This window comes from Empedobacter sp. UBA7252, assembly GCF_002472765.1.
Lineage (GTDB): Bacteria > Bacteroidota > Bacteroidia > Flavobacteriales > Weeksellaceae > Empedobacter > Empedobacter falsenii_B.
Map to the genome: position 1 here is coordinate 16,036 of NZ_DKSQ01000065.1, position 20,205 is coordinate 36,240.

Annotated in this window: 25 protein-coding genes and 1 pseudogene; 7 read left to right on the top strand and 19 right to left on the bottom strand. The window is 31.1% G+C overall.

The features are described from left to right. Positions 1-52: 52 nt before the first annotated feature. Both B2X73_RS09390 and B2X73_RS09395 read right to left on the bottom strand, forming a co-directional pair. Entirely contained in the window at positions 53-436 is a 384-nt protein-coding gene (locus B2X73_RS09390) for a DUF3037 domain-containing protein (protein ID WP_125349073.1), read from the bottom strand. Beyond that, entirely contained in the window at positions 414-1,205 is a 792-nt protein-coding gene (locus B2X73_RS09395; RefSeq protein ID WP_219035197.1) for a HipA family kinase, read from the bottom strand. The genes B2X73_RS09390 and B2X73_RS09395 overlap by 23 nt, the downstream gene beginning before the upstream one ends. A gap of 109 nt (positions 1,206-1,314) precedes the next feature. On the opposite strand from B2X73_RS09395, the gene B2X73_RS09400 reads away from it, so the two are divergent. Continuing rightward, positions 1,315-1,962 (top strand): SanA/YdcF family protein, encoded by a 648-nt coding sequence (locus B2X73_RS09400; protein WP_286495865.1) that lies wholly within the window; start codon positions 1,315-1,317, stop codon positions 1,960-1,962. A gap of 38 nt (positions 1,963-2,000) precedes the next feature. On the opposite strand, the gene B2X73_RS09405 is transcribed toward B2X73_RS09400, so the two are convergent. The 3 genes from B2X73_RS09405 to B2X73_RS09415 form a co-directional block, all read right to left on the bottom strand. Further along, positions 2,001-2,531, bottom strand: coding sequence for an adenine phosphoribosyltransferase (locus B2X73_RS09405; protein ID WP_219035195.1), 531 nt, complete (start codon positions 2,529-2,531; stop codon positions 2,001-2,003). Positions 2,532-2,624: 93 nt separating this feature from the next. Next, on the bottom strand, positions 2,625-3,053 hold the full coding sequence (locus B2X73_RS09410; protein ID WP_125349076.1) for an acyl-CoA thioesterase: 429 nt from the start codon (positions 3,051-3,053) through the stop codon (positions 2,625-2,627). Between the two features lie 84 nt (positions 3,054-3,137). Then, entirely contained in the window at positions 3,138-3,398 is a 261-nt protein-coding gene (locus tag B2X73_RS09415) for a hypothetical protein (RefSeq protein ID WP_038333588.1), read from the bottom strand. A gap of 255 nt (positions 3,399-3,653) precedes the next feature. Here B2X73_RS09415 and dnaA point away from each other — a divergent pair, with 255 nt between their 5' ends. Genes dnaA through B2X73_RS09430 form a run of 3 tightly spaced genes read left to right on the top strand, consistent with a single transcriptional unit; the run spans position 3,654 to position 6,263 of the window. After that, the gene (gene dnaA / locus B2X73_RS09420) at positions 3,654-5,081 is read left to right on the top strand and encodes a chromosomal replication initiator protein DnaA (protein WP_286495871.1); all 1,428 of its coding nucleotides are present in this window, start codon (positions 3,654-3,656) and stop codon (positions 5,079-5,081) included. Positions 5,082-5,099: 18 nt separating this feature from the next. After that, positions 5,100-5,546, top strand: coding sequence for a low molecular weight protein-tyrosine-phosphatase (locus B2X73_RS09425; RefSeq protein WP_219034670.1), 447 nt, complete (start codon positions 5,100-5,102; stop codon positions 5,544-5,546). Between the two features lie 9 nt (positions 5,547-5,555). Beyond that, complete coding sequence (locus B2X73_RS09430; protein WP_286495863.1) at positions 5,556-6,263, top strand: SAM-dependent methyltransferase; 708 nt, start codon at positions 5,556-5,558, stop codon at positions 6,261-6,263. A gap of 145 nt (positions 6,264-6,408) precedes the next feature. Here B2X73_RS09430 and B2X73_RS09435 read toward each other — a convergent pair whose 3' ends face one another. From B2X73_RS09435 to B2X73_RS09445, 3 genes are all read right to left on the bottom strand, one after another. Next, positions 6,409-6,708 (bottom strand): type II toxin-antitoxin system RelE/ParE family toxin, encoded by a 300-nt coding sequence (locus tag B2X73_RS09435; protein WP_219034672.1) that lies wholly within the window; start codon positions 6,706-6,708, stop codon positions 6,409-6,411. Further along, positions 6,701-6,952: a type II toxin-antitoxin system ParD family antitoxin gene (locus B2X73_RS09440; RefSeq protein ID WP_219034673.1), complete on the bottom strand. Its 252-nt coding sequence runs from the start codon at positions 6,950-6,952 to the stop codon at positions 6,701-6,703. The genes B2X73_RS09435 and B2X73_RS09440 overlap by 8 nt, the downstream gene beginning before the upstream one ends. Before the next feature lie 81 nt (positions 6,953-7,033). Next, complete coding sequence (locus B2X73_RS09445; RefSeq protein ID WP_286495862.1) at positions 7,034-7,522, bottom strand: hypothetical protein; 489 nt, start codon at positions 7,520-7,522, stop codon at positions 7,034-7,036. Between the two features lie 114 nt (positions 7,523-7,636). Here B2X73_RS09445 and B2X73_RS09450 point away from each other — a divergent pair, with 114 nt between their 5' ends. Further along, positions 7,637-8,011 (top strand): DUF962 domain-containing protein, encoded by a 375-nt coding sequence (locus tag B2X73_RS09450; RefSeq protein WP_286495861.1) that lies wholly within the window; start codon positions 7,637-7,639, stop codon positions 8,009-8,011. A gap of 100 nt (positions 8,012-8,111) precedes the next feature. Here the strand turns inward: B2X73_RS09450 and B2X73_RS09455 are convergent, their stop codons facing one another. From B2X73_RS09455 to B2X73_RS09475, 5 genes and pseudogenes are all read right to left on the bottom strand, one after another. Further along, positions 8,112-8,750 carry an SGNH/GDSL hydrolase family protein gene (locus B2X73_RS09455; RefSeq protein ID WP_286495860.1) on the bottom strand — a complete coding sequence of 213 codons (639 nt, stop codon included), beginning with the start codon at positions 8,748-8,750 and terminating at the stop codon, positions 8,112-8,114. Continuing rightward, positions 8,751-9,178 (bottom strand): annotated as a pseudogene (locus B2X73_RS09460) (SGNH/GDSL hydrolase N-terminal domain-containing protein); the annotation flags it as partial. An 88-nt stretch (positions 9,179-9,266) separates the two neighbouring features. Continuing rightward, positions 9,267-10,694, bottom strand: coding sequence for an adenylosuccinate lyase (purB, locus tag B2X73_RS09465; protein WP_125349080.1), 1,428 nt, complete (start codon positions 10,692-10,694; stop codon positions 9,267-9,269). A 21-nt stretch (positions 10,695-10,715) separates the two neighbouring features. Continuing rightward, positions 10,716-11,570 carry a fructosamine kinase family protein gene (locus tag B2X73_RS09470; protein ID WP_286495858.1) on the bottom strand — a complete coding sequence of 285 codons (855 nt, stop codon included), beginning with the start codon at positions 11,568-11,570 and terminating at the stop codon, positions 10,716-10,718. A 56-nt stretch (positions 11,571-11,626) separates the two neighbouring features. After that, positions 11,627-12,916: an adenylosuccinate synthase gene (locus B2X73_RS09475; protein ID WP_219034680.1), complete on the bottom strand. Its 1,290-nt coding sequence runs from the start codon at positions 12,914-12,916 to the stop codon at positions 11,627-11,629. Positions 12,917-13,146: 230 nt separating this feature from the next. Here B2X73_RS09475 and B2X73_RS09480 point away from each other — a divergent pair, with 230 nt between their 5' ends. Next, complete coding sequence (locus B2X73_RS09480; RefSeq protein WP_286495857.1) at positions 13,147-13,836, top strand: DsbA family oxidoreductase; 690 nt, start codon at positions 13,147-13,149, stop codon at positions 13,834-13,836. A gap of 60 nt (positions 13,837-13,896) precedes the next feature. Next, positions 13,897-14,250 (top strand): TonB-dependent receptor domain-containing protein, encoded by a 354-nt coding sequence (locus B2X73_RS09485; protein ID WP_185144102.1) that lies wholly within the window; start codon positions 13,897-13,899, stop codon positions 14,248-14,250. Positions 14,251-14,299: 49 nt separating this feature from the next. Here the strand turns inward: B2X73_RS09485 and B2X73_RS09490 are convergent, their stop codons facing one another. From B2X73_RS09490 to B2X73_RS09515, 6 genes are all read right to left on the bottom strand, one after another. Then, complete coding sequence (locus B2X73_RS09490; protein WP_125349084.1) at positions 14,300-14,917, bottom strand: N-acetylmuramoyl-L-alanine amidase; 618 nt, start codon at positions 14,915-14,917, stop codon at positions 14,300-14,302. Positions 14,918-14,995: 78 nt separating this feature from the next. Further along, positions 14,996-16,324, bottom strand: coding sequence for a DUF58 domain-containing protein (locus B2X73_RS09495; RefSeq protein WP_219034682.1), 1,329 nt, complete (start codon positions 16,322-16,324; stop codon positions 14,996-14,998). Beyond that, a complete protein-coding gene (locus B2X73_RS09500) occupies positions 16,324-17,310 on the bottom strand; it encodes an AAA family ATPase (protein WP_286495856.1) in 987 nt (328 codons plus the stop codon). The genes B2X73_RS09495 and B2X73_RS09500 overlap by 1 nt, the downstream gene beginning before the upstream one ends. Next, positions 17,310-18,554: a hypothetical protein gene (locus B2X73_RS09505; RefSeq protein ID WP_286495855.1), complete on the bottom strand. Its 1,245-nt coding sequence runs from the start codon at positions 18,552-18,554 to the stop codon at positions 17,310-17,312. Before B2X73_RS09505 ends, B2X73_RS09500 begins: the two co-directional genes overlap by 1 nt. After that, positions 18,551-19,213 (bottom strand): hypothetical protein, encoded by a 663-nt coding sequence (locus tag B2X73_RS09510; protein WP_280036848.1) that lies wholly within the window; start codon positions 19,211-19,213, stop codon positions 18,551-18,553. Before B2X73_RS09510 ends, B2X73_RS09505 begins: the two co-directional genes overlap by 4 nt. Then, positions 19,200-20,195, bottom strand: coding sequence for a stage II sporulation protein M (locus tag B2X73_RS09515; protein WP_219034685.1), 996 nt, complete (start codon positions 20,193-20,195; stop codon positions 19,200-19,202). The genes B2X73_RS09510 and B2X73_RS09515 overlap by 14 nt, the downstream gene beginning before the upstream one ends. Positions 20,196-20,205: the final 10 nt, after the last annotated feature.

Genomic DNA, 20,205 nt, shown 5'->3' on the forward strand with positions numbered 1-20,205 from the left:
GACCAAATTTAAGAAAATATTTTTAAAACATTCGTTTTTAAGCGTTTAACTTTTATAAAACATGTTCTTTATATAATTGATCCAAGGTTTTATCAAGGTTTGTTGTTTTACCAGGATGCGGACGAGAACTTTGGATAGACGAACTTCTGACAGCTGTTAACCAACGAAAACGTTCAGGGGTTTCGAAATTAGATACAGCAGATTCGGGATGAATTCCTTCGGCAATTTTAGACAAAGCATTCAAATTACTGTCAATAAAATCAAGATCTAATTCGTGGCAAAAAGCATTGATTCTACTATCATTAATAAAATATTTTACTTTCAAATAATCTTCTTTTTTCGAAAATAAAATTACTCCAACATTGATAAACTCTTCGCGTTCAACTTTAGGAACCAAACGAAGAATTGCATACTCATATAAGATTTTTTCTGGCATTATTCGCTTCGTTTATAAAAAGTTCGGAATGTTGTAATCGTGTTTTGATAAATGTTTTGTAAACCGTTCTCATTTCTTCGTGAGTAGCATGTGTAACTTCTGTTTCTAACCATTCATCAGGAATCAAATCGACAATTTTATCAATGATTTCATCATTCAAAATCGCTTTAAATTCTGTATCAACTTCTTCAAGTTTTGTAGCATTTTTCAATAGAACATGGTCTTTAATTGGCGTAAAGGGTGCAAGAGCTGCTTTTTCCCAATTGTCCCACGAATGATGAAAATAATAGGAAGCACCATGATCAATCAACCACAATTCTTTGTGCCACATTAACATATTTGTATTGCGAAAAGTACGATCAACATTCGTCAAAAAAGCATCTAACCAAACAATTTGAGAAGATAATTTATCATCAATTTTCATTACAGCAGGATCATAATTGATTGCACCAGATAAATAATGCAAAGCCAAATTAGTTCCTTCGCTAAATTTTAACAAATCCTGAATTTCTTCATCAGCTTCGGATTGACCAAAATATTCGTCCAAATTTGCAAAAACTAATTCAGGAACTTTAAATCCTAAAACACGTGCAATTTCTCCTCCTAATAATTCAGAAATCAGCATGCGAGGACCATGACCAGCACCTTTAAATTTTAAAACATATTTAAAACCGTCATCTGCATCAGCTAGTGCAGGCAAAGAACCACCTTCGCGCAAAGGTTGCAAATAGCGTTCAACGGTAACTGTTCTTAACTCAATCTCATTCATTCTCTAAAATTACGATGAAAAATTTAAAATAATTTTCACATTTATAATTTTTAAATATCACTAAACTTATAGACTGTTGAATGTTAAAATTTTTTAAAACAAAAGATAGTTGAGTAAACTTGTAAAAATAGGAAGATTTGTAATGCGTAAAAGTATGTTTATCGCTGGATTAATAGCGGTTTTTACTTTGATCGTTGCATTGATTATTCAAGTTTTTACTTCGTATTACATTTACAATTATCAAGGAAATATTCCGTCAGATTATCGTGTGGCAGTTGTTTTTGGTGCAAAAGTGCAAGCTAATGGACAACCAACTCGTTTTTTGAAAGATCGTTTGGATGCTGCAATTCGACTTTACAAAGAGGATCAAGTGGATGTAATTTTACTTTCTGGAGAAAAACTTCACGAGAATTTTAATGAAATTGATGTGATGGAAAAATACTTGTTGGATAGAGGTGTCAAAATTGAAGATACTTATCTAGATGGAGCAGGTTTGGATACATATAGCACAATCTACAGAACCAAAAATATTTATCAATTTGATAAAGTGATTTTAATTTCTCAATCTTATCATCTCAAAAGAGCGCTTTTCTTAGGAAAAGTTTTCGGATTGGATTGTATTGGATATAATGCGGATAGCGGACCTTATAAAACGGAAGGTAAACAGAGTTTTAGAGAAATTTTAGCGAATATAAAAGCTTTGTTGGATATTGGTAATGAAAGAGCGCCAGAAGTGATTATAGCGCCTAAAAAATAAAAAAAACTCCGCTCAAAATTTTGAGCGGAGTTTTTAGTTTAATATTCTGTTAAAGTAACAATATCAGTTGTAAAAGATGTTAATTTATCTTTACCATGTAGGAAAGTTAAATCAACAATAAAAGAAAACTGTGTTGTTTTTCCACCACATTTTTCTACCAATTTAGCACAAGCTTCGGCAGTTCCACCAGTTGCTAAAACATCGTCGTGAATTAGAACTCGCGCACCATCTTTGATGTAATTCGAATTTACTTCGATAGTTGCTTGTCCATATTCCAAATCATAAGATTGACTAATTGTTGGAGGAGGTAATTTACCAGCTTTACGAATTAATACAAAAGGAACTTTTAATTTTTGTGCAATCTGAATTCCGTACAAAAATCCACGGCTTTCAATTCCACAAACAATATCCACTTTACCTTTTGCTTTTTCTACAAAAGCGTCTACAATTTCATTCGAAAGTTCAGAATTTAAGAACAATGGAGTAATGTCTTTGTAGACAATTCCTTCTTTTGGAAAATCGATAACGTCTACAATCGTTTGATTGATTTTTTCTTGAAGTGTTGACATTCGTTTTTAATCATGTTTTGTTAAGGAACAAATTTAATGAGAAATCATTTGCAAGAATTTGTTTTAACGAATAATTAATGATTCTAAATAATATTATAAACCTAAACTTGTCCAAATACGTTCTGGAATACGAACAGGACGACGAGTTTCGGCATCAATACAACATAAAATAGTGTATCCTTGATTAATTATTTTTCCCACTTCATTATATATATTGTAATCAAATCGAATGCGAACACCTTTGTCACGCTCATGAACTGTTGTTTCAATTTCGATTAATTCATCGTACAAAGCGCTACCAATATATTTTGTATGCATTTCAATAATTGGCATCTGAATTCCCATTGCTTCCAATTCAGCATAAGGAAAACCACGTTTGCGCATCAATTCTACACGACCAATTTCATAAAACTCAGGATAATTTCCATAATAAACCACTTTCATTTGATCGGTGTGTTTATATAGAATACGAGTTTTGGTGCGAAAAACATTTAATTGTTCGGTTTCTTCTATCTTCTCCATAATTTTCTAAAACATCATTTTAATCTTCAAAAGTAGAGAACAAAAAAAAGACTTTATCATTAATTATATAAAAAATGAAAAAGTCTATTCAGTAATTTTTTTGTAATCCATCCAACTAAAAGAAGTTTGCGAAGAATCTTTTTGCTCTTCTTTTAAGAAATCATATTGAATTTGAATAATTGTTTTGAAAGTAGGATTTGCTATTTCATAATAAAAAGTCCTTACATTTTTTTCTTCACCTTGTTCAATTCGTAAAAGAGAAAAATTATTTTTGATGCCCAAATCATTTAAATGATTTTCTACTTTGATAATTGCGAAGTCAATTTTTTCTTGTGTAATTTCCATAGTGATACAAAAATAAGAATTAATAGTTTTATAAGCCAAAATATGTCCGAAAAGATTATCTTTGCAGTATTTTTATTTTATCTAAAACTACTTATTGATTATTTTTAATTATACAAAGTATTTTTTAATATATCAATACCTAAATCATTTTTTTTATTCAAAATTTGTTCACAATTTTGTAGAGAAGGGTTGATGAAAATTTAACATTGACTTTCAGTATTTTACATTAAAACTTAAGCACTTTTGGACAATATTATGACGATAACTGCAAATTCTGTGTGGGAAAAATGCTTGTCTTTTATAAAAGACAACATTGCAGAAGATGCCTTCAATACTTGGTTTGTACCGATACGTCCGGGCAAACTAAATAATAATGTTTTAACAATACAAGTACCAAGTAAATTTTTTTACGAATGGTTAGAGGAGCATTATATCAAAATTTTAAAAAGTGCCTTACAAAAAGAATTAGGTTCTGATGCAAAATTGGTATACAGTATTTTGATGGATCAAAAGTCGCAAGGACGTGAGCCATTCACGGTACGTATTCCAAGTTCGAACAAAGAAAAACCTCGCCCACAAGAGGTAGAAGCGCCAATTAATTTGCAAGCTGGTAAAATGATGAATCCTTTCGTTATTCCAGGATTGCAAAAATTAAAAATTGATTCGCAATTAAATCATAATTATACATTCAATAATTTTATCGAAGGAGAATCAAACCGATTAGCACGTGCGGCTGGTCGTGCGATTGCCAAACGCCCAGGAGGAACTTCGTTCAATCCACTATTCATCTATGGTGGAGTAGGGTTAGGAAAAACTCATTTGGTGCATGCGATAGGTTTAGAAGTAAAAGATTTACACCCAGAGAAAACTGTTTTGTATGTTTCAACTGAGAAATTTACACAACAATTTATTGAAGCTGTAAAAAATAATAATCAAAATGATTTCATTCACTTTTATCAAATGATTGATGTTTTGATTATGGATGATATTCAGTTTTTATCTGGAAAAGCAAAAACGCAAGAAGTTTTTTTCCATATATTTAACCATTTACATCAAAGAGGAAATCAGATTATTTTGACTTCGGATAAATCTCCAGCAGATATTCAAGATATGGAAGATCGATTAATTTCTCGTTTCAAATGGGGATTATCAGCCGATTTGCAAAACCCTGATTACAATACACGTCTTTCAATTTTGAAACAAAAATTAGAAAACGATGGTATCGAATTTCCTGATGAAGTAATGGATTATATCGCACAAAATATTGATACAAATGTGCGTGAATTAGAAGGTTCATTAAACTCAATCATTGCGCAAGCAACGTTGAATAAACGTGAAATTACCTTAGATTTAACATCACGTACGTTATCTAAATTAGTACAAACAGCTCGCAAAGAAATCTCGATTGATTACATTCAGAAAACAGTTTGTGAATACTTTAAAGTGAAGATTGAAGATATTCAGTCAAAAACACGTAAACGTGATGTCGTACAAGCGCGTCAATTAGCAATGTATTTTGCAAAACAATATACAAAAGCGTCTTTGGCAAGTATTGGAACACAAATCGGTAAACGTGATCACGCAACAGTTTTACACGCTTGTAAAACAGTGAAAAATTTACAAGAAACGGACAAGCAATTTCGTGGTTATATTGAAGATATTTCACGTAAAATTTCAGATTAATCTATAAATATTTTTTCAATGAAAATTTTGATGGTTTGTTTAGGTAATATTTGTCGTTCTCCGTTGGCAGAAGGAATTTTACAATCAAAGGTTGGCGACAATCATTTGGTAGATTCTGCTGGTACGGGTGATTGGCATGTTGGTGAACAACCAGATAGACGCTCGGTTGCGGTTGCTAAAAAATATGGTGTTGATATTTCTGATCAACGTGCAATGCATTTCAATCCAATTTTTTTCGATGAGTTTGATTTAATCTTTGCAATGGATAAACAAAATTTAATTAATTTGCAACAATTAGCTCGAAGCGAAGAGGAGCAAAGTAAAATCAAATTGATCTTGAAAGATGGAATAGGGCAAACGCAAAATGTTCCTGATCCTTACTACGATGGAGAAGATGCTTTCGAGCATGTTTATCAATTATTAGATGAAGCCACAGACGGAATCATCAAAAAATATAATCTTTAAAATTATACAATGAAAACGGCTAAAGTTTATTTGATTCCTTCACTTTTAGGTGAAAGCGAACACAGTAGAGTATTGCCTTTATACAATCTTGACATTATTCGAGCAATTGATACGTTTGTGGTAGAAAACGAAAAATCTGCACGTAAATTTATCAAACAAGTTTGCCCCGAAAAAGTTCAAGCCGATTTAGATATTTACATTCTAAACAAAGATACAGAGCCAGAAGAAATGTTAGATTTGATCAAATTATTTGATCAAAACAAAACGATCGGAATTATTTCCGAAGCTGGTTTGCCTGCGGTTGCAGATCCGGGTGCGCAGTTGGTAAAAGTTGCGCAACAGAAACGCATCCAGGTAGTTCCTTTGGTTGGTCCATCGTCGATTTTGTTGGCGTTAATGGCTTCTGGAATGAATGGTCAAAACTTTGCTTTTCACGGTTATTTACCAATCGATAAAACAGAACGTAAAAAGAAATTAGCGCATTTGGAAGCTGAAAGCGCGAAAACGGGAATTGCTCAAATTTTTATGGAAACGCCTTATCGTAACAATCAAATGGTAGACGATTTAACGAAGATTCTTCGTGCCGAAACCAAGATTTGTGTCGCGTGCCACATTACATTAGAGGACGAAGATATCCGCACGTTATCGATCAAAGAGTGGAAAAATGAAAAGTATGATTTTCATAAACGTCCTGCTATTTTTGTGATGCAAGCTTAAAATTTTATAATATAGATCAACACTTCGTGTTGCTTTTCACGAGTCGTTTATCCAAAGTAAATAAAATAGCCAACTTGAAAAAGTTGGCTTTCTCGTATAATCGTTTTTTGCGGTGAAAATAGTTGAAGTGAGAAAATTAAAAAGTTTATTCTTTTATACGATTCTTCAAATCCATTTCCGCACCGAGAATTCTTGTTATTTCAATTTCATCTTTAGTTAGAATTCTATAAAAGATAATGTGTTGATTGGCTAAAAATCCGTAAAGTTCAGAATTAATCTCACTATAATTTCTTCCAATCATGGGGTTTTCGGCTAATAACTGACAAAAATTGATTAGTTCTTCATAATATTTATCCGCTTGATTCTGTGACCACAATTCAAACGTATATTCATATATTTTCGAAAGATCTTCAACAGCTTTATTTGTCAAGAAATACTTAGCCATTATTTTTTATTTTGGCTTTCAAAGTTTCGAGGTGTTTTTTTGCATCAAAATCCTCTGCAATTCCACTATCTATACCTTCTTGTATCGAATTTTTCAATAACTGAATTTTATCTTCTTCTTCTTCCAAAAGTCTCAAACCAGCTCTAATAACCTCACTTGCATTTTTGTATCTTCCTTGAGAGACTTTTGTATCAACAAATTCTTCAAAATAATTTCCCAAAGAAACAGATGTATTTCGTCCCATAACGTCTTATTTAGTTTAATAAAATAAAGTTACCAAATTTTGGTAACTATTGCTAATGTTTTAATATTGAATTTGTTTTATTTAGAAAATAGGTGGTATAGGATTCTCAATTTTATTTCTTTTTATATAATAAACTGTCATTAAAATGATACATAATGTAGCGATTGTAGTTATTCCGGTTAAAAAATAGTAGGTGGTTTTGTGCGTATTATAACTTAATAAAATTTTATTTTCTTTCTCTATTTGAACTATATCCAAGTTATTTTTATTAGAATTTGAAGGTGAAAAATATACTTTTACTTTGTCACCGTGACTAATATTATTATCAAGCTCTGAATAATTTTTAGTCATTTTGTATACTGCGAGATTTTGAGGATAATTAGAAAGTTTTAAAAAGAATATTTTAGAATTTTTGTTTGAATTTATAATACCTTTATTTGTTATTATACCTTCAACTTGCGAATATTTAGATAAATCTTTAGAAGCTTGATTATAAAAAATATAAGTTAGTAGGGTAAAGAGTGTGATACCAAATAGTATTGCAAATACATTTATAATTTTTGTAAACATTAATTGGATTTTGTAAGATATTTCAAGTTATATTCAAATTTACAACTATAATTTTGGTTTTAAAGTTTAATAATCAAACAAATTCAACCTATATTTAAGTTAAAATCATCCAATATGAGAAAAATAGAACAACTTTTTAGTGAATATGGAGAAAGTCATCAAAATGGAACAAACAAAACTATTCATTGGATTTGTGTTCCTTTAATCTTTTGGACGATTCTTGGTTTTATATCCTACATTCCAGCGCCGCATTTGTATGTTCAGAACTTTGGTTATATCAGTATAGCTTCAATCATTGCATTGGTTATTGTTTCAATATTTTATTTTAGATTATCGGTTGTCGTTGGTTTCATTATGATTTTTCTAATGTTGATTATGGAATATTTTATTTCGTTGTGCAATGTGCAATTCGGTACAAAATCTTGGTTAGTTTATTTGGTAGTATTTATTATCACGTGGATTTTACAATTCGTTGGACACAAAATATAAGGGAAGAAGCCAAGTTTTCTCAAAGATTTACAATTTTTGTTGGTTGGTCCTATTTGGTTGTTAGGTTTTATTTTGAGAAAAGTTGGTATAAAGTATTAATCTATTTCTTACTCAAAATTTCATTTACTTTTTTCTCAATGGCCTCTGATAATCTGCTAAAACCTAAATCATTTGGATGAATTCCGTCTGTAGAACCTTCGTTATCCGAACCAATTAAATTATCACCTTTCAATAAATACAAATCTTTTATGCCTTCTTTTATCAACGCATCGTATTGGGCTCGATAGGTTTGATTTTGTCTTGTCATATCTTCGTGAGCGATTAAATCAAATTTACTCATTGGTCGAATCAAGCTTTCTACCATCAAGATTGGTGTTTTTGGATGATATTTTCGGAGTAATTTGACGAACGGAATTGTTCTACTTTTGATCTCTTCGGGTGAACTATTTGGAACACAATCCAAGATAAACAAATCAACCCCTTGAATATCTTTGATCATTTCAGCCAATTCAATTTCAATTTTTGCACTTCCACTCAAATCAAGATTAATGAATTCATAGCCTGTTTTTCGTGTTAAAATAGAAGGATAATTCATTCCAGGACGACTTGCCGAAGCACCTTGCACAATGCTTGAACCATAAACCACGATTTTCTTTTTATACGCAATCGGTTGATTGATAAAATTAGCGGAAGCATCAATTCCTATTTTTAAATCTGTAATTTCGTTCCAAAGTGGCAAATAAAGTATGAATTCCTTTTCTGTCTTTGATAAATTCTTGACGATATCAATTCACTTTTGATATTTTGCTGATTTGGTAAAGCCGCACCTGCAAAAATCCACTTTCCGTTTTCTTTGATATACAAATCAAACCCACGCGCCATAATTCCAGTTGTATTCGCGCCCAAATAAGTAGAACGAGTTGTCCAATCCAGTTTTATTTGTGAAGTATTCGATTTGAATATAACATATAATCCAGCGGGAGCAGTAAATAAACCTTTTACTTTTTCAGGAAGATTTGCGTATTTGTTGGTATCGATTCTATGGTAAAAAGGTGTATTATCAAAGGCTTTTCCTTGTACAGTAAATTCTTTGTTCGTGATATATTTGATTTGTCCAACTACGTGAAAAGAACAAATAAGTGCAAAAAACAGAAAGAATTTTCTCATTGGTTATAATTGATTAAAGGTTAAAATTAAAAAAAGACTTCCAATTTGGAAGTCTTTTTTTTGTTTCATGTGTTTGTCTTAAGCGTGTTTACACTTTAAGGTCTGTATGAGCGCCTAAAAGTGTTTTATTTTCTTCGATAATTGGATCAACCAAATCTTTTAAGAATTCTTCTGTTTGTTCAGAAGCAAATCCTGTAAAGTTTTTCGGATCTAATAATTCGACTAATTTCTCTTTGTCAATTTTTACATTTTCATCGGCAATGATACGTTCAATTAAATCGTTAGATTTTCCTTCCATTTTCACTTGTTTTGCAGCTTCCATAGAATGTGTACGGATAATTTCGTGTAATTCTTGACGATCTCCACCATTTTTAACACCTTCCATAATGATATATTCGGTTGCCATAAATGGTAATTCTTCCGCGATATGCTTCTCGATGATTTTAGGATAAACGACTAAACCATCTAAAATATTGTTCCAAATGATTAAAATTGCATCAATCGCTAAAAATGCTTGAGGTACTGCTAAGCGTTTGTTAGCCGAATCGTCCAACGTTCTTTCGAACCATTGAGTTGAAGCAACCATTGCAGGAGAAGTTGCTAAGGACATCACGTATTTCGCTAAAGAGGCGATACGCTCTGAACGCATAGGATTGCGTTTGTATGCCATTGCAGAAGATCCAATTTGATTTTTTTCGAAAGGTTCTTCAATCTCTTTTAAATTTTGTAATAAACGCAAGTCGTTTGTAAATTTATGTGCAGATTGTGCAATGTTTGATAATAATTCTAATGCTTGAGCATCAATTTTACGATCGTAAGTTTGTCCTGAAACTGCAAAAACATTTTTGAATCCGAAACGTTCAGATAATTTTTTGTCTAATGTTTTTACTTTTTGGTAATCTCCATCAAATAATTCTTTGAAAGAAGCCGCTGTTCCAGTTGTTCCTTTTACACCGCGAAAACGTAACGTATCTATTCTGAATTCTAATTCTTCTAAATCTAATAAAACAGATTGTAACCAAAGTGTTGCACGTTTTCCAACGGTTGTTAATTGTGCTGGTTGGAAATGCGTAAATCCTAAAGTTGGTAAATCTTTGTATTGACGCGCAAATTTTGCTAAACCATCAATCACATTGATTAATTGTCCTTTTACATGTTGAAATCCATCACGAATCTGAATCAAATCTGTGTTATCGCCAACAAAAGCCGAAGTAGCGCCTAAATGAATAATTGCTTTTGCGCTTGGTGCAACATCTCCGTACGTATGCACGTGAGCCATTACATCGTGACGAAATTTCTTTTCGTAAGCCGCAGCAACATCATAATCAATATTAGTTGCATTATTTTTTAATTCTTGAATTTGTTCGTCTGTAATATCTAATCCAAGTTCCTTTTCAATTTCTGCCAAAGCAATCCAAAGCTGTCTCCATGTTGTAAATTTTTTCTCAGGAGAAAAGATATATAGCATTTCGTCGCTACAATATCTCGATTCTAAAGGATTTTGATACTTGTTCATTGTATTTGTTTGTTTTGTTTTTTAAAATTTTTTCAAAATGGTTTGCACATCTTTCACATAATAACCTTCGAAAAGGTAAGCGTGTATCAGCAATGGAAATAATTGTGCAATTGGTAAACGCTCTTCGAAATTTGGTGCTAAAGGATTATTTTCGTGATAGGCATCAAAAAATACATCATCAAATCCTCCAAAAAGCTTTGCAATAGCCAAATCCATTTCGCGATGACCATAATAAATTGCAGGATCTATAACCGAGAATTCGCCTTTTTTGTTGGCTAAAATATTTCCATTCCAAAAATCTCCATGCAATAAAGCAGGTTTTTCTTCTGGAAATATCGAATTCAATTGTTTACATAAACTCTCTGCAGATTTTATTTGTTTTGAATTGATTAATTGTTTGTTTTGCAATAGTTTCATCATTGGCATGATGCGATTTTTTGCATAAAATTCGCTCCAAGAATCTGTTAAACTATTCGGCTGAACGACAATTGCAATGTAATTATCTTCTGACCAACCAAATTGTTTACTTGTATTTTGATGAAGTTTTGCTAAATTTTTTCCTAAGTTTTCCCAATTTACAACAGTTGGAGTAGAGGTTTCCATCCATTCTAATAATAAATATTGAAAATCTTTTCCAGCTTCGCCAACATTTACCACTTTCGGAACCGAAAATGTTTTGGTCTTTTTGATGGCTTCTAAAGCACGTGCTTCTTTCTTGAAAAGATGAGGAAAGTTGTTTGCGGAATTTACCTTTAAAAAATATTTTTTATCAAACGATTCTAATCGAAAAGCATCGTTAATATCACCACCTTTCATCGGGACGATAGAATCTATACCTAAATTCAATTGTTTTAATCGTACTAAAATTTCGTTCATAAAAATATCTCATAAAGTTATAGCCCAACAAAAGTCAGGCTATACTATTTAATTTATTAAAATAAAGTTGTTCTAATAATGTTTTGAGAACGCTCTGGTCCAACCGAAACTAAATAAACTTCGATTCCTAAGTATTTCTCAATGTAGTGAATGTAATCTTGCGCTGTTTGCGGTAACTCATCAAAAGATTTTACGTTTGTAATATCTTCTTTCCATCCTGGTAATTCGTCGTATTGCGCTTCGTAATCAGCTAATTTAGTTGTAGAAGAAGTGAAATAATCAATGATTTTTCCGTCTTCTGTTTTGTAACCTGTACAAACTTTTACTGTATCAATATTCGACATTACATCTAATTTAGTAATTACTAAATGTGTAATTCCATTAATCATACAAGCGTGTTTCAATGCAACTAAATCTAACCAACCTGTGCGGCGTGGACGACCTGTCGACGCTCCGAATTCGTGACCAACTTGACGAATTTGTTCTCCTAATTCGTTGTCCAATTCTGTTGGGAAAGGACCGTTACCAACGCGTGTACAATATGCTTTCGAAACTCCAATCAAATTTTTCAATTTTGTAGGAGGAACTCCAGCACCAACACAAACTCCACCTGTTGTTGGAGAAGATGATGTAACGAATGGATATGTACCAAAATCGATGTCTAACATTAATGCTTGAGCACCTTCGAATAATACATTTTTACCTTCGTCAATTGCGTGGTTAATTTCTAACTCAGAATCTAAGATACGTTCTTTCAAACGCTCACCATAAGCTAAATATTTTTCGTAAATGTCTTCGAATTTTAATGGTTCTTTATTGAATAATTTTTCGAATAAAGCATTTTTAACCACTAAATTTTCTTTGATTTTTTCTGCTAAAACTTCAGGATTTAATAAATCAATTGCACGAATACCAACGCGCGCTACTTTATCCTCATAACAAGGACCAATTCCGCGTTTTGTTGTACCAATTTGACTATCTTTTCCTGCAAATTCTTCACGATATTCGTCTAACAAAATGTGATAAGGCATGATGATATGCGCTCTTCTCGAGATAAAAACGTGATCTGTAGATAAACCTTTTGCTTCTAATTGTTCAGTTTCTGCAAAAAAAGCTTCAGGATTTACTACGACACCATTCGCAATAATACATTTTCCTTTGCATTGTAAAACTCCAGAAGGTAATAAGTGTAAGACAAATTTATCATCGCCTACATATACCGTATGACCAGCGTTGTTACCACCTTGGTAGCGTACAACATAATCCGATTTTTCGGCTAATACATCTGTAATTTTTCCTTTTCCCTCGTCACCCCATTGAAGACCGACTACTACGTGTGTTGACATATTGTTTGTTCGTTATTTGATTTGGAATAAAAATGAAACTAATCATCTTTTCTTGGTTCACTGCAAAGGTAATTTAAACCTTGTCTTAAACAAATTTAAAACTCAATTTAGCACGATTATTTTTCAAGATTTTGTTAATAATTTTTCAAGATAAAATTAACCGAAAAATAACCGAATCCATTCAAATAAAAAGCGTATTTTTACAAACTTTTACACCAAAAATTTCTATAATGAAAATTGAAATCTGGTCGGATGTAATGTGTCCGTTCTGTTATATCGGAAAAAAACATTTTGAACAAGCTTTAACGCAAATTCCTTATCAAGATAAAATACAGGTTGAATGGAAAAGTTTTCAGTTAAATCCTGATTTATCAAAAACTGAAATTACTTCTGTCAATGATTATTTAATCAAAACAAAAGGAATTTCGGAAGAACAAGTTTCGGCAATGAATAATCAATTGGCTGAAATGGGAAAAGTTGTTGGAATTGATTTTCAACAACAAAATTCTAAAGTTGTCAATACGGGTGATGCTCACCGATTGATTCATTTTGCGCAAGCGAATGGAAAAGGTTCGGAAGCAGAAGAAAGACTTTTTAAAGCGTATTTTACAGAAGGTAAAAATGTAGCTGATTATGAAGTTTTGGCTGAATTGGGAGAAGAAATTGGTTTGAACAAAACCGAAGTTCTTGAAATGCTAAATTCTGATGCAAATGTTTTTGAAGTTGCTTCGGATATTTTAGATGCGCGTAATATTGGTGTTTCTGGCGTTCCGTTTTTCGTAATTGACCGTAAATATGCACTTTCTGGTGCTCAACCAGTCGAGTATTTCGTTTCTGCTTTGACACAAGCTTACGAAAAAGATCATTTGGACCAACCACAAAATGGTGCTTCTTGTGATGTAGACGGAAATTGTGATTAATACAATTTGCAAATAAATATAGAAAAGGACTTCAATTGAAGTCCTTTTTTTCGTTTTATATTGATTGATAATTTTCTAAAAATTGTACAATTTTTTCTGCTAATTGATTTTTATGAAAAGAGCTTTTCAAAGTTTTATATTCAATATCAGTCAACAGAAGATCATTCGTTCAATTTTAATTTTGGGCGAAGAATTCAACGACCAGCTTTTTGGGAATTAAATCCAAATAAATGGTATAGTAATCCTATTTCTTACACAGAAGGAAATCCTTTTATGCAACCAGCTTTTGTGTATAATTTCGAGTTAAGTTATGGATTCAAAGATTATTTACAAGCAAAAGTTTATTATCAAAATATACAAGATGATTTTGGTCAAATTGCCTTTCATCAAGAACAAGAATTGGATGGAAAATAGAGAAAAAACAAAAAATCTCAGAGCAAAATACTCTGAGATTTTTTTATGTCTAATTCTTCAATGCTTCAAAAATTTTATCTGCTATTTTAGGGTAATTACTTTCGTTTGTTAATATTTTTCGGTCATCGTCATTTGTCAAATAACCGATTTCAATCATAATAATTGGAACTTGTGAATCTCGTAATATTTTCGAATTTGTTTCAACAATTCCTAAGTTTTCAAAACCTAAAGAACTTATACTTGTTCCAATTTTTTCGCCAAGTATTTTACATTCTTCGAAAGTAGGATTCAATGGAGAAAGGTGAATTTCTGTTCCTTTTTTCGAATCTTTTACATTATAATTTGCGTGAATTGATAAAACCAAATCAGGTTTTATTTCATTAATCATTTTCGCACGACTTGTATTGATAATTTGTTCGTCACCTTTTCTCAATAATACAAAATCAATATCTGTAAAAGGATTTTTTTCTTGAATAATTTCTGCAATTTTCAGCGCAATATCTTTTTCCTGAAATTCATCTTTTTTTACGCCAGTATCTGTTCCTCCATGTCCAGCGTCCAAAAGGATTACGCGCTTTGTAGAAAGTGTTTTATTTTCGATAAAATTTGTTTGTGCAAAAAGACTTGTTGTTAAAATTAAACAAAAGATCTGTAATAGTTTTTTCATGGTTGTTCAGATTAAATTGACCAACTTTAAGCAATAATTGTGCTTATTTTTCTAAAAAAATGGTTAAAAAAACTTTTTTTAAAACAAACCTCGCGCTTTTATCTCTAAATATTTATTGATTAAGTTAATAGACAATTCTTGTGGTTCGCAGTAAATCGTTAAAATCCCGAATTGATGCAAACGATTTATGATTAATTCTTTGTCGTAATTAAACTTTTCGGCAATTGTTTGATCGTAAATATCAGTAGTAGTCTTTGCTTTCTGATGATTAAGTTTTTTCAATTCCGAATTTTTAAATAGAATCAAAACGACAACATGCGATTTTTTAATCAATTTCAGATATGGTAATTGACGTTCCAAACCATCAATTGTTTCAAAATTGGTATAAATAAATAAAAGCGATCGTTGCGTTAATTTTCGTTTGATATAGGCATACAATTGTCCAAAATCACTTTCCAAAAAATCAGTTTGTACATTGTATAATTTCTCCAAAATCAATTGCATTTGATGATTTTTTCTATCCGCAACAACGTGATCTTGAATTCTTTTATTAAATGTTATTAAACCTGCTTTTTCATTTTTTTGAAGTGAAATATTTGCGACAACTAAGCTAGAATTGATTGAATAATCCAACAATTTTAAACCATCAAAAGGCATTCGCATCGTTCTCCCTAAGTCAATTAACGAATAAACAGGCTGCGATTTTTCTTCCTGAAATTGATTGACCATCAGTCGATTTGCTTTTGCCGTTGCTTTCCAATTGATTAAACGATATTCGTCACCAATCGTATAATTTTTTATATTTTCAAATTCTGTATTTGTTCCAATTTTTCGAATCCTTTTCATTCCAAATTGATTCTGTAACTGAGCGGTAGAATATAATTGAAACTGTTTTAATTGCAAATAAGAAGGATAACAAGCAATCGAAATTGGTTCGTTTATTTTGATCTTTTTCTCAATCAATCCAAAAACAGAAATAAATACATTTGTTAATCCAAATTTATATGAACCTCGTTCTGTTGGTCGAATTTTGAAATCAAATTTAGTATTTTGACTACTTTTAAATCGTTTTCTAAACTGAAAATCTCTTAATTGTAATTGAACAGGAAACTCTTCTATAATCCTTACATTTAGAGGGAATTGATAATGATTTGTTACGAAAAGTTCCAATTCATTTTCATCACCATTTGAAAGTCGTTCTGGATAATTTCGAAGAACTTCAATGGAAGTTTTAGGAATATAAACCAAAAATATTTCGACAATAACACTGACGATAAAGACAAGTGTCAAAATCTTTGCAATAATGTAAATAGGAGATAGAAAAAATGCAATCACATAACAAAATGCAATGAATAATCCCGCATAAAAAAAGCGATTGGTAAGAAATAAGCTTCTGAAAAATTTCATTAACGAGGAATTTCTACGCGATCAATAATTTGCTGAATAATATGTTGTGTTGTAAAACCTTCCATCTCTTTTTCAGGAACCATCACAACGCGGTGTCCCAAAATTGTATGCGCAATTTGCTTGATATCTTCTGGAATCACAAAATCGCGTCCATTCACCGCTGCATTTGATTTTGCAGCATCTAAAATCGCGATAGAAGCACGTGGCGATGCACCCATATACAAGGTTTGATCGATTCTGGTTTGATGAACAATTGTCGCAATATACGTAATCAACGCTTCGTGTACGAAAACTGATTTTATGCGATCTTGGAACTCAATAATTTCATTTCCTGAAATTACTTTTTCTACCAACGTTTCTTTGTCAATATTTTTGCGTTCTTGTTGTTCTTTCAATAATTCAATTTCACTTTCTAACGAAGGATATTTGACATAAATCTTAAACATAAAACGATCCAATTGTGCTTCTGGTAAGCGATACGTTCCTTCTTGCTCGATTGGATTTTGAGTTGCAAAAACTAGAAAAGGAGCTTGTAAAGGATAAGTTGTTCCATCAACCGTCACTTGTTTTTCTGACATCGATTCGAATAAAGCCGCTTGAGTTTTTGCAGGCGAACGGTTAATCTCATCAATTAAAATAATATTCGAAAAAATTGGTCCTTTTTTGAACTCAAATTCATTGATTTTAGAATTTAAAATAGACGTTCCAATCACATCAGAAGGCATTAAATCTGGCGTAAACTGAATTCTACTAAAACCAGAATCTATCGTTTTTGCCAACAATTTTGCCATCATTGTTTTGGCAACTCCAGGCAAACCTTCTATCAGAGAATGTCCGTTAGAAAGCAAAGCCAAAATTAATTGATCGATAATATCATCTTGTCCGACAATTACCTTTTTCAATTCATTTTTTACAGTTTGCATTTTATGTTGTACATCCGAAAAATCGACTCTATTTTCGAATGGTTGATATGTATTTTCGCTCATTAGATATTTGCTTTTTGTTTATAGTTTTCGATGATTTGATACACAATTTTCAAATCGTGTTCATTTGGTTGATTTTTTTGATAAATATTTTTCAGAATCGTGAATTTTTCAAGACATTCTTCTTGGCTCAAATTTGCTTTTTGTGCAACAATTTCAATGAATTGTTTGTTTGTAATATCGTCTGTTTCGATTAAAAATGTTTTTCTCAATTTGTATAAAAAATAATCGATTTTCTTTGAAACAATGTCTTTTACTTCGCCATTTTCTTGGTATAAAGAGGAAATTGTCTTAGCAAATTCGACGGTATGATTTTCTTCTTTGGTATAAATTGGAATGATGCGTTGTTCGCGTTTGCTTCTAAAAATTAAAAAGAAGAAAAGTAAAACCAATAACGTAATCCAAGCAGCTTTTAGAGCTGGTTCGCTCATTATGAAACGCATCATTGATGAACTTCCTGCATAAGTTTTCGAGGTATTGTACCAAAAAATAGTTTTCCCTTTCAGTGGTTCTAAAACTGATTTAGCATAGAAATAACTGTCCTCATTTAACAAATAATAATTGGTAAAATAAAGCGGTTCTGCGTGATATAAATAATAACCTTTATAATTTTTTGGTTTGATTTTTAAATAATTTGGGTAAGCCTTATCTTTATAAGTAATTGTTCCAAAAATTTCAGAATCATTTGTGATATCGCTAAAATAGTGATGTTCGATTTCTTTTTTCTTCTTTATTTTGAACAATTTATTTGTTCTAAGTTCAAAATTATCATTAATATTTATTGTCTGATTGTACAAGATATTCTCTTCAGATTCCGTAGAATCAGTTGTTGGCGTATCTGTAGAATACGTTTCTTCGTTAATATCTTCTTTTCCATTTGTGTCATCACCAAAATTGTCATAATAATCTGCAATCATCACAATTCCACCATTTTCGGCAATTTTGCTCAATAAATTTTTAGAAACTGTATCAAAATAAATTTCAGAACCGAGCACAACAACTGCATAATCTTTTGCTTTTTTAGGATCAATTTTTAATTCAGAAAGTTTTTCCAAATCTTTCATTTTCCCATTAGATAACTTCCCAAGTTCTTCGTGCATAATAAATAATCCGTACGGATCTTTACTATTTTGATAAAGGCTTACATTCCATGATTTAGGAAGCTTATAACGAAGTTTTGAGAAAGAAAATATAAAAATTCCGATCAATAAAATAGCGCCTAATAGAATACCTAATTTCTTTTTCATGAGGCTAAATATTGGTTAAACTGATTGAAATTTGTCTTGAATTCGTGGTATTTATTTTCATCAATTTTAAATTCTCCAAACCAAACTTGATTGAAAATTTTAGTATTTTGATTGAATAAAATCTTTGATTTTTCGTCTTTTATTTGATTGATAAATTGTTGATTTGTTTTCTTCGGATCCCATTCAATCCAACCTTTTTTATCTAAATTTTGTAGATTTTGATAATGCAAATAACGAATTGCTAAAGCAAAATTTTGTTCTGTTTCTGCTTTATTGATTAATGAATTCAAATTAACTTCGGCTAAATTTTCTTCGATAAAATCAAAATCAGATTCGTCATATAATTTTTTCGAATTTCGTTTAAGAATTCCACCATTTTTGTAAATACGTGTGGCAAGAAAAATTAAGAATAATCCAATTACAAAATAGAAAATGATTTCCCAAGGTAAATAAGAGAGAAATCTAAAAATACCTTCGATTATTTTTGAGAAAAAGCCAGGTTCGAATTCTTTTTTAGGTTTTGGAACATCATTATAATCAAATTCTTTTCCAGCATATTTTTCTTTGAATGCTTTAAATTCTGCTGTTTTTTCTTGTGCAAAAACAACGAATTGAATTAATAATAATGTAAATGTAAAAAATAGTCTAAATTGTTTCATTCGATTCTAAAGTTTGATTGAACGAAAAAGTTTTTTGTCTATTTTTTTGAATCGGATAAATGATGTAATACCAAATAATTAAGATTAATGAAAGGATTATTACCAATAAACTCAATACAATATTAACATCATATAAACGCGTAATAAAACCTTCGATAAATCCAGCTATAATAAACATTGGAACAGTGCTTAATAAAATCATTACCGCTTCTTTTGCTTTGATTGTGAGTGATTTTTTTCGCGATAAAGTTTTTGGAAACATAAAGCCATTTCCAAGCATTAATCCGCAAGCTCCAGCAATAATAATCACCGAAATTTCGATTGTTCCATGCATCCAAATTGCTGACATTGCCTTTCCCAAAACGCCTTCTTTGAAAAACATATAATGAAATGCACCTAACATAATTCCGTTCGAAAATAGAATATATCCTGATCCAATACTGAAAAATAATCCTAATGTAAAAGCAAAAAAAGCAACACGAATATTGTTGATGGTTATAGCTAATGTAGAGCCAGTCTGACTTCCTGATTTGTAAATTGCTGCAGGATCACCTTTTTTGATGTTCATTAACGTTTCGTCTACATATTGATTTCCTAAAATTAATCGTGTAAAATCTGGATCGAAATGCGATGATAAAACGCCAATTAAAACCGCTAAGGCAAAAATTAAGAATGAATACAACAACATTTTGTGATTTTTGTAGACTACATTTGGCACATCTTCTTTGAAAAATTGCACAAATTGATTCCCAGAAGTTCGTTGATCTTTGTAAATTGACTGATGCGCAAATAAAGCTAACTCGTTCAAATAATCTTTTGTCTTACTTTTTGGGTAATAAGTTTGAGCAAACGCCAAATCATTTGTAATTTCGATGTAGTTTTTTGCTAAAATATCTGGATGAACATCAATTTTATTTTTCAAATTATGTTCAATATCAGACCATTTAGACTTATTTTTATCAATAAAATGCGCTTCTCTCATTGTAGAGTAG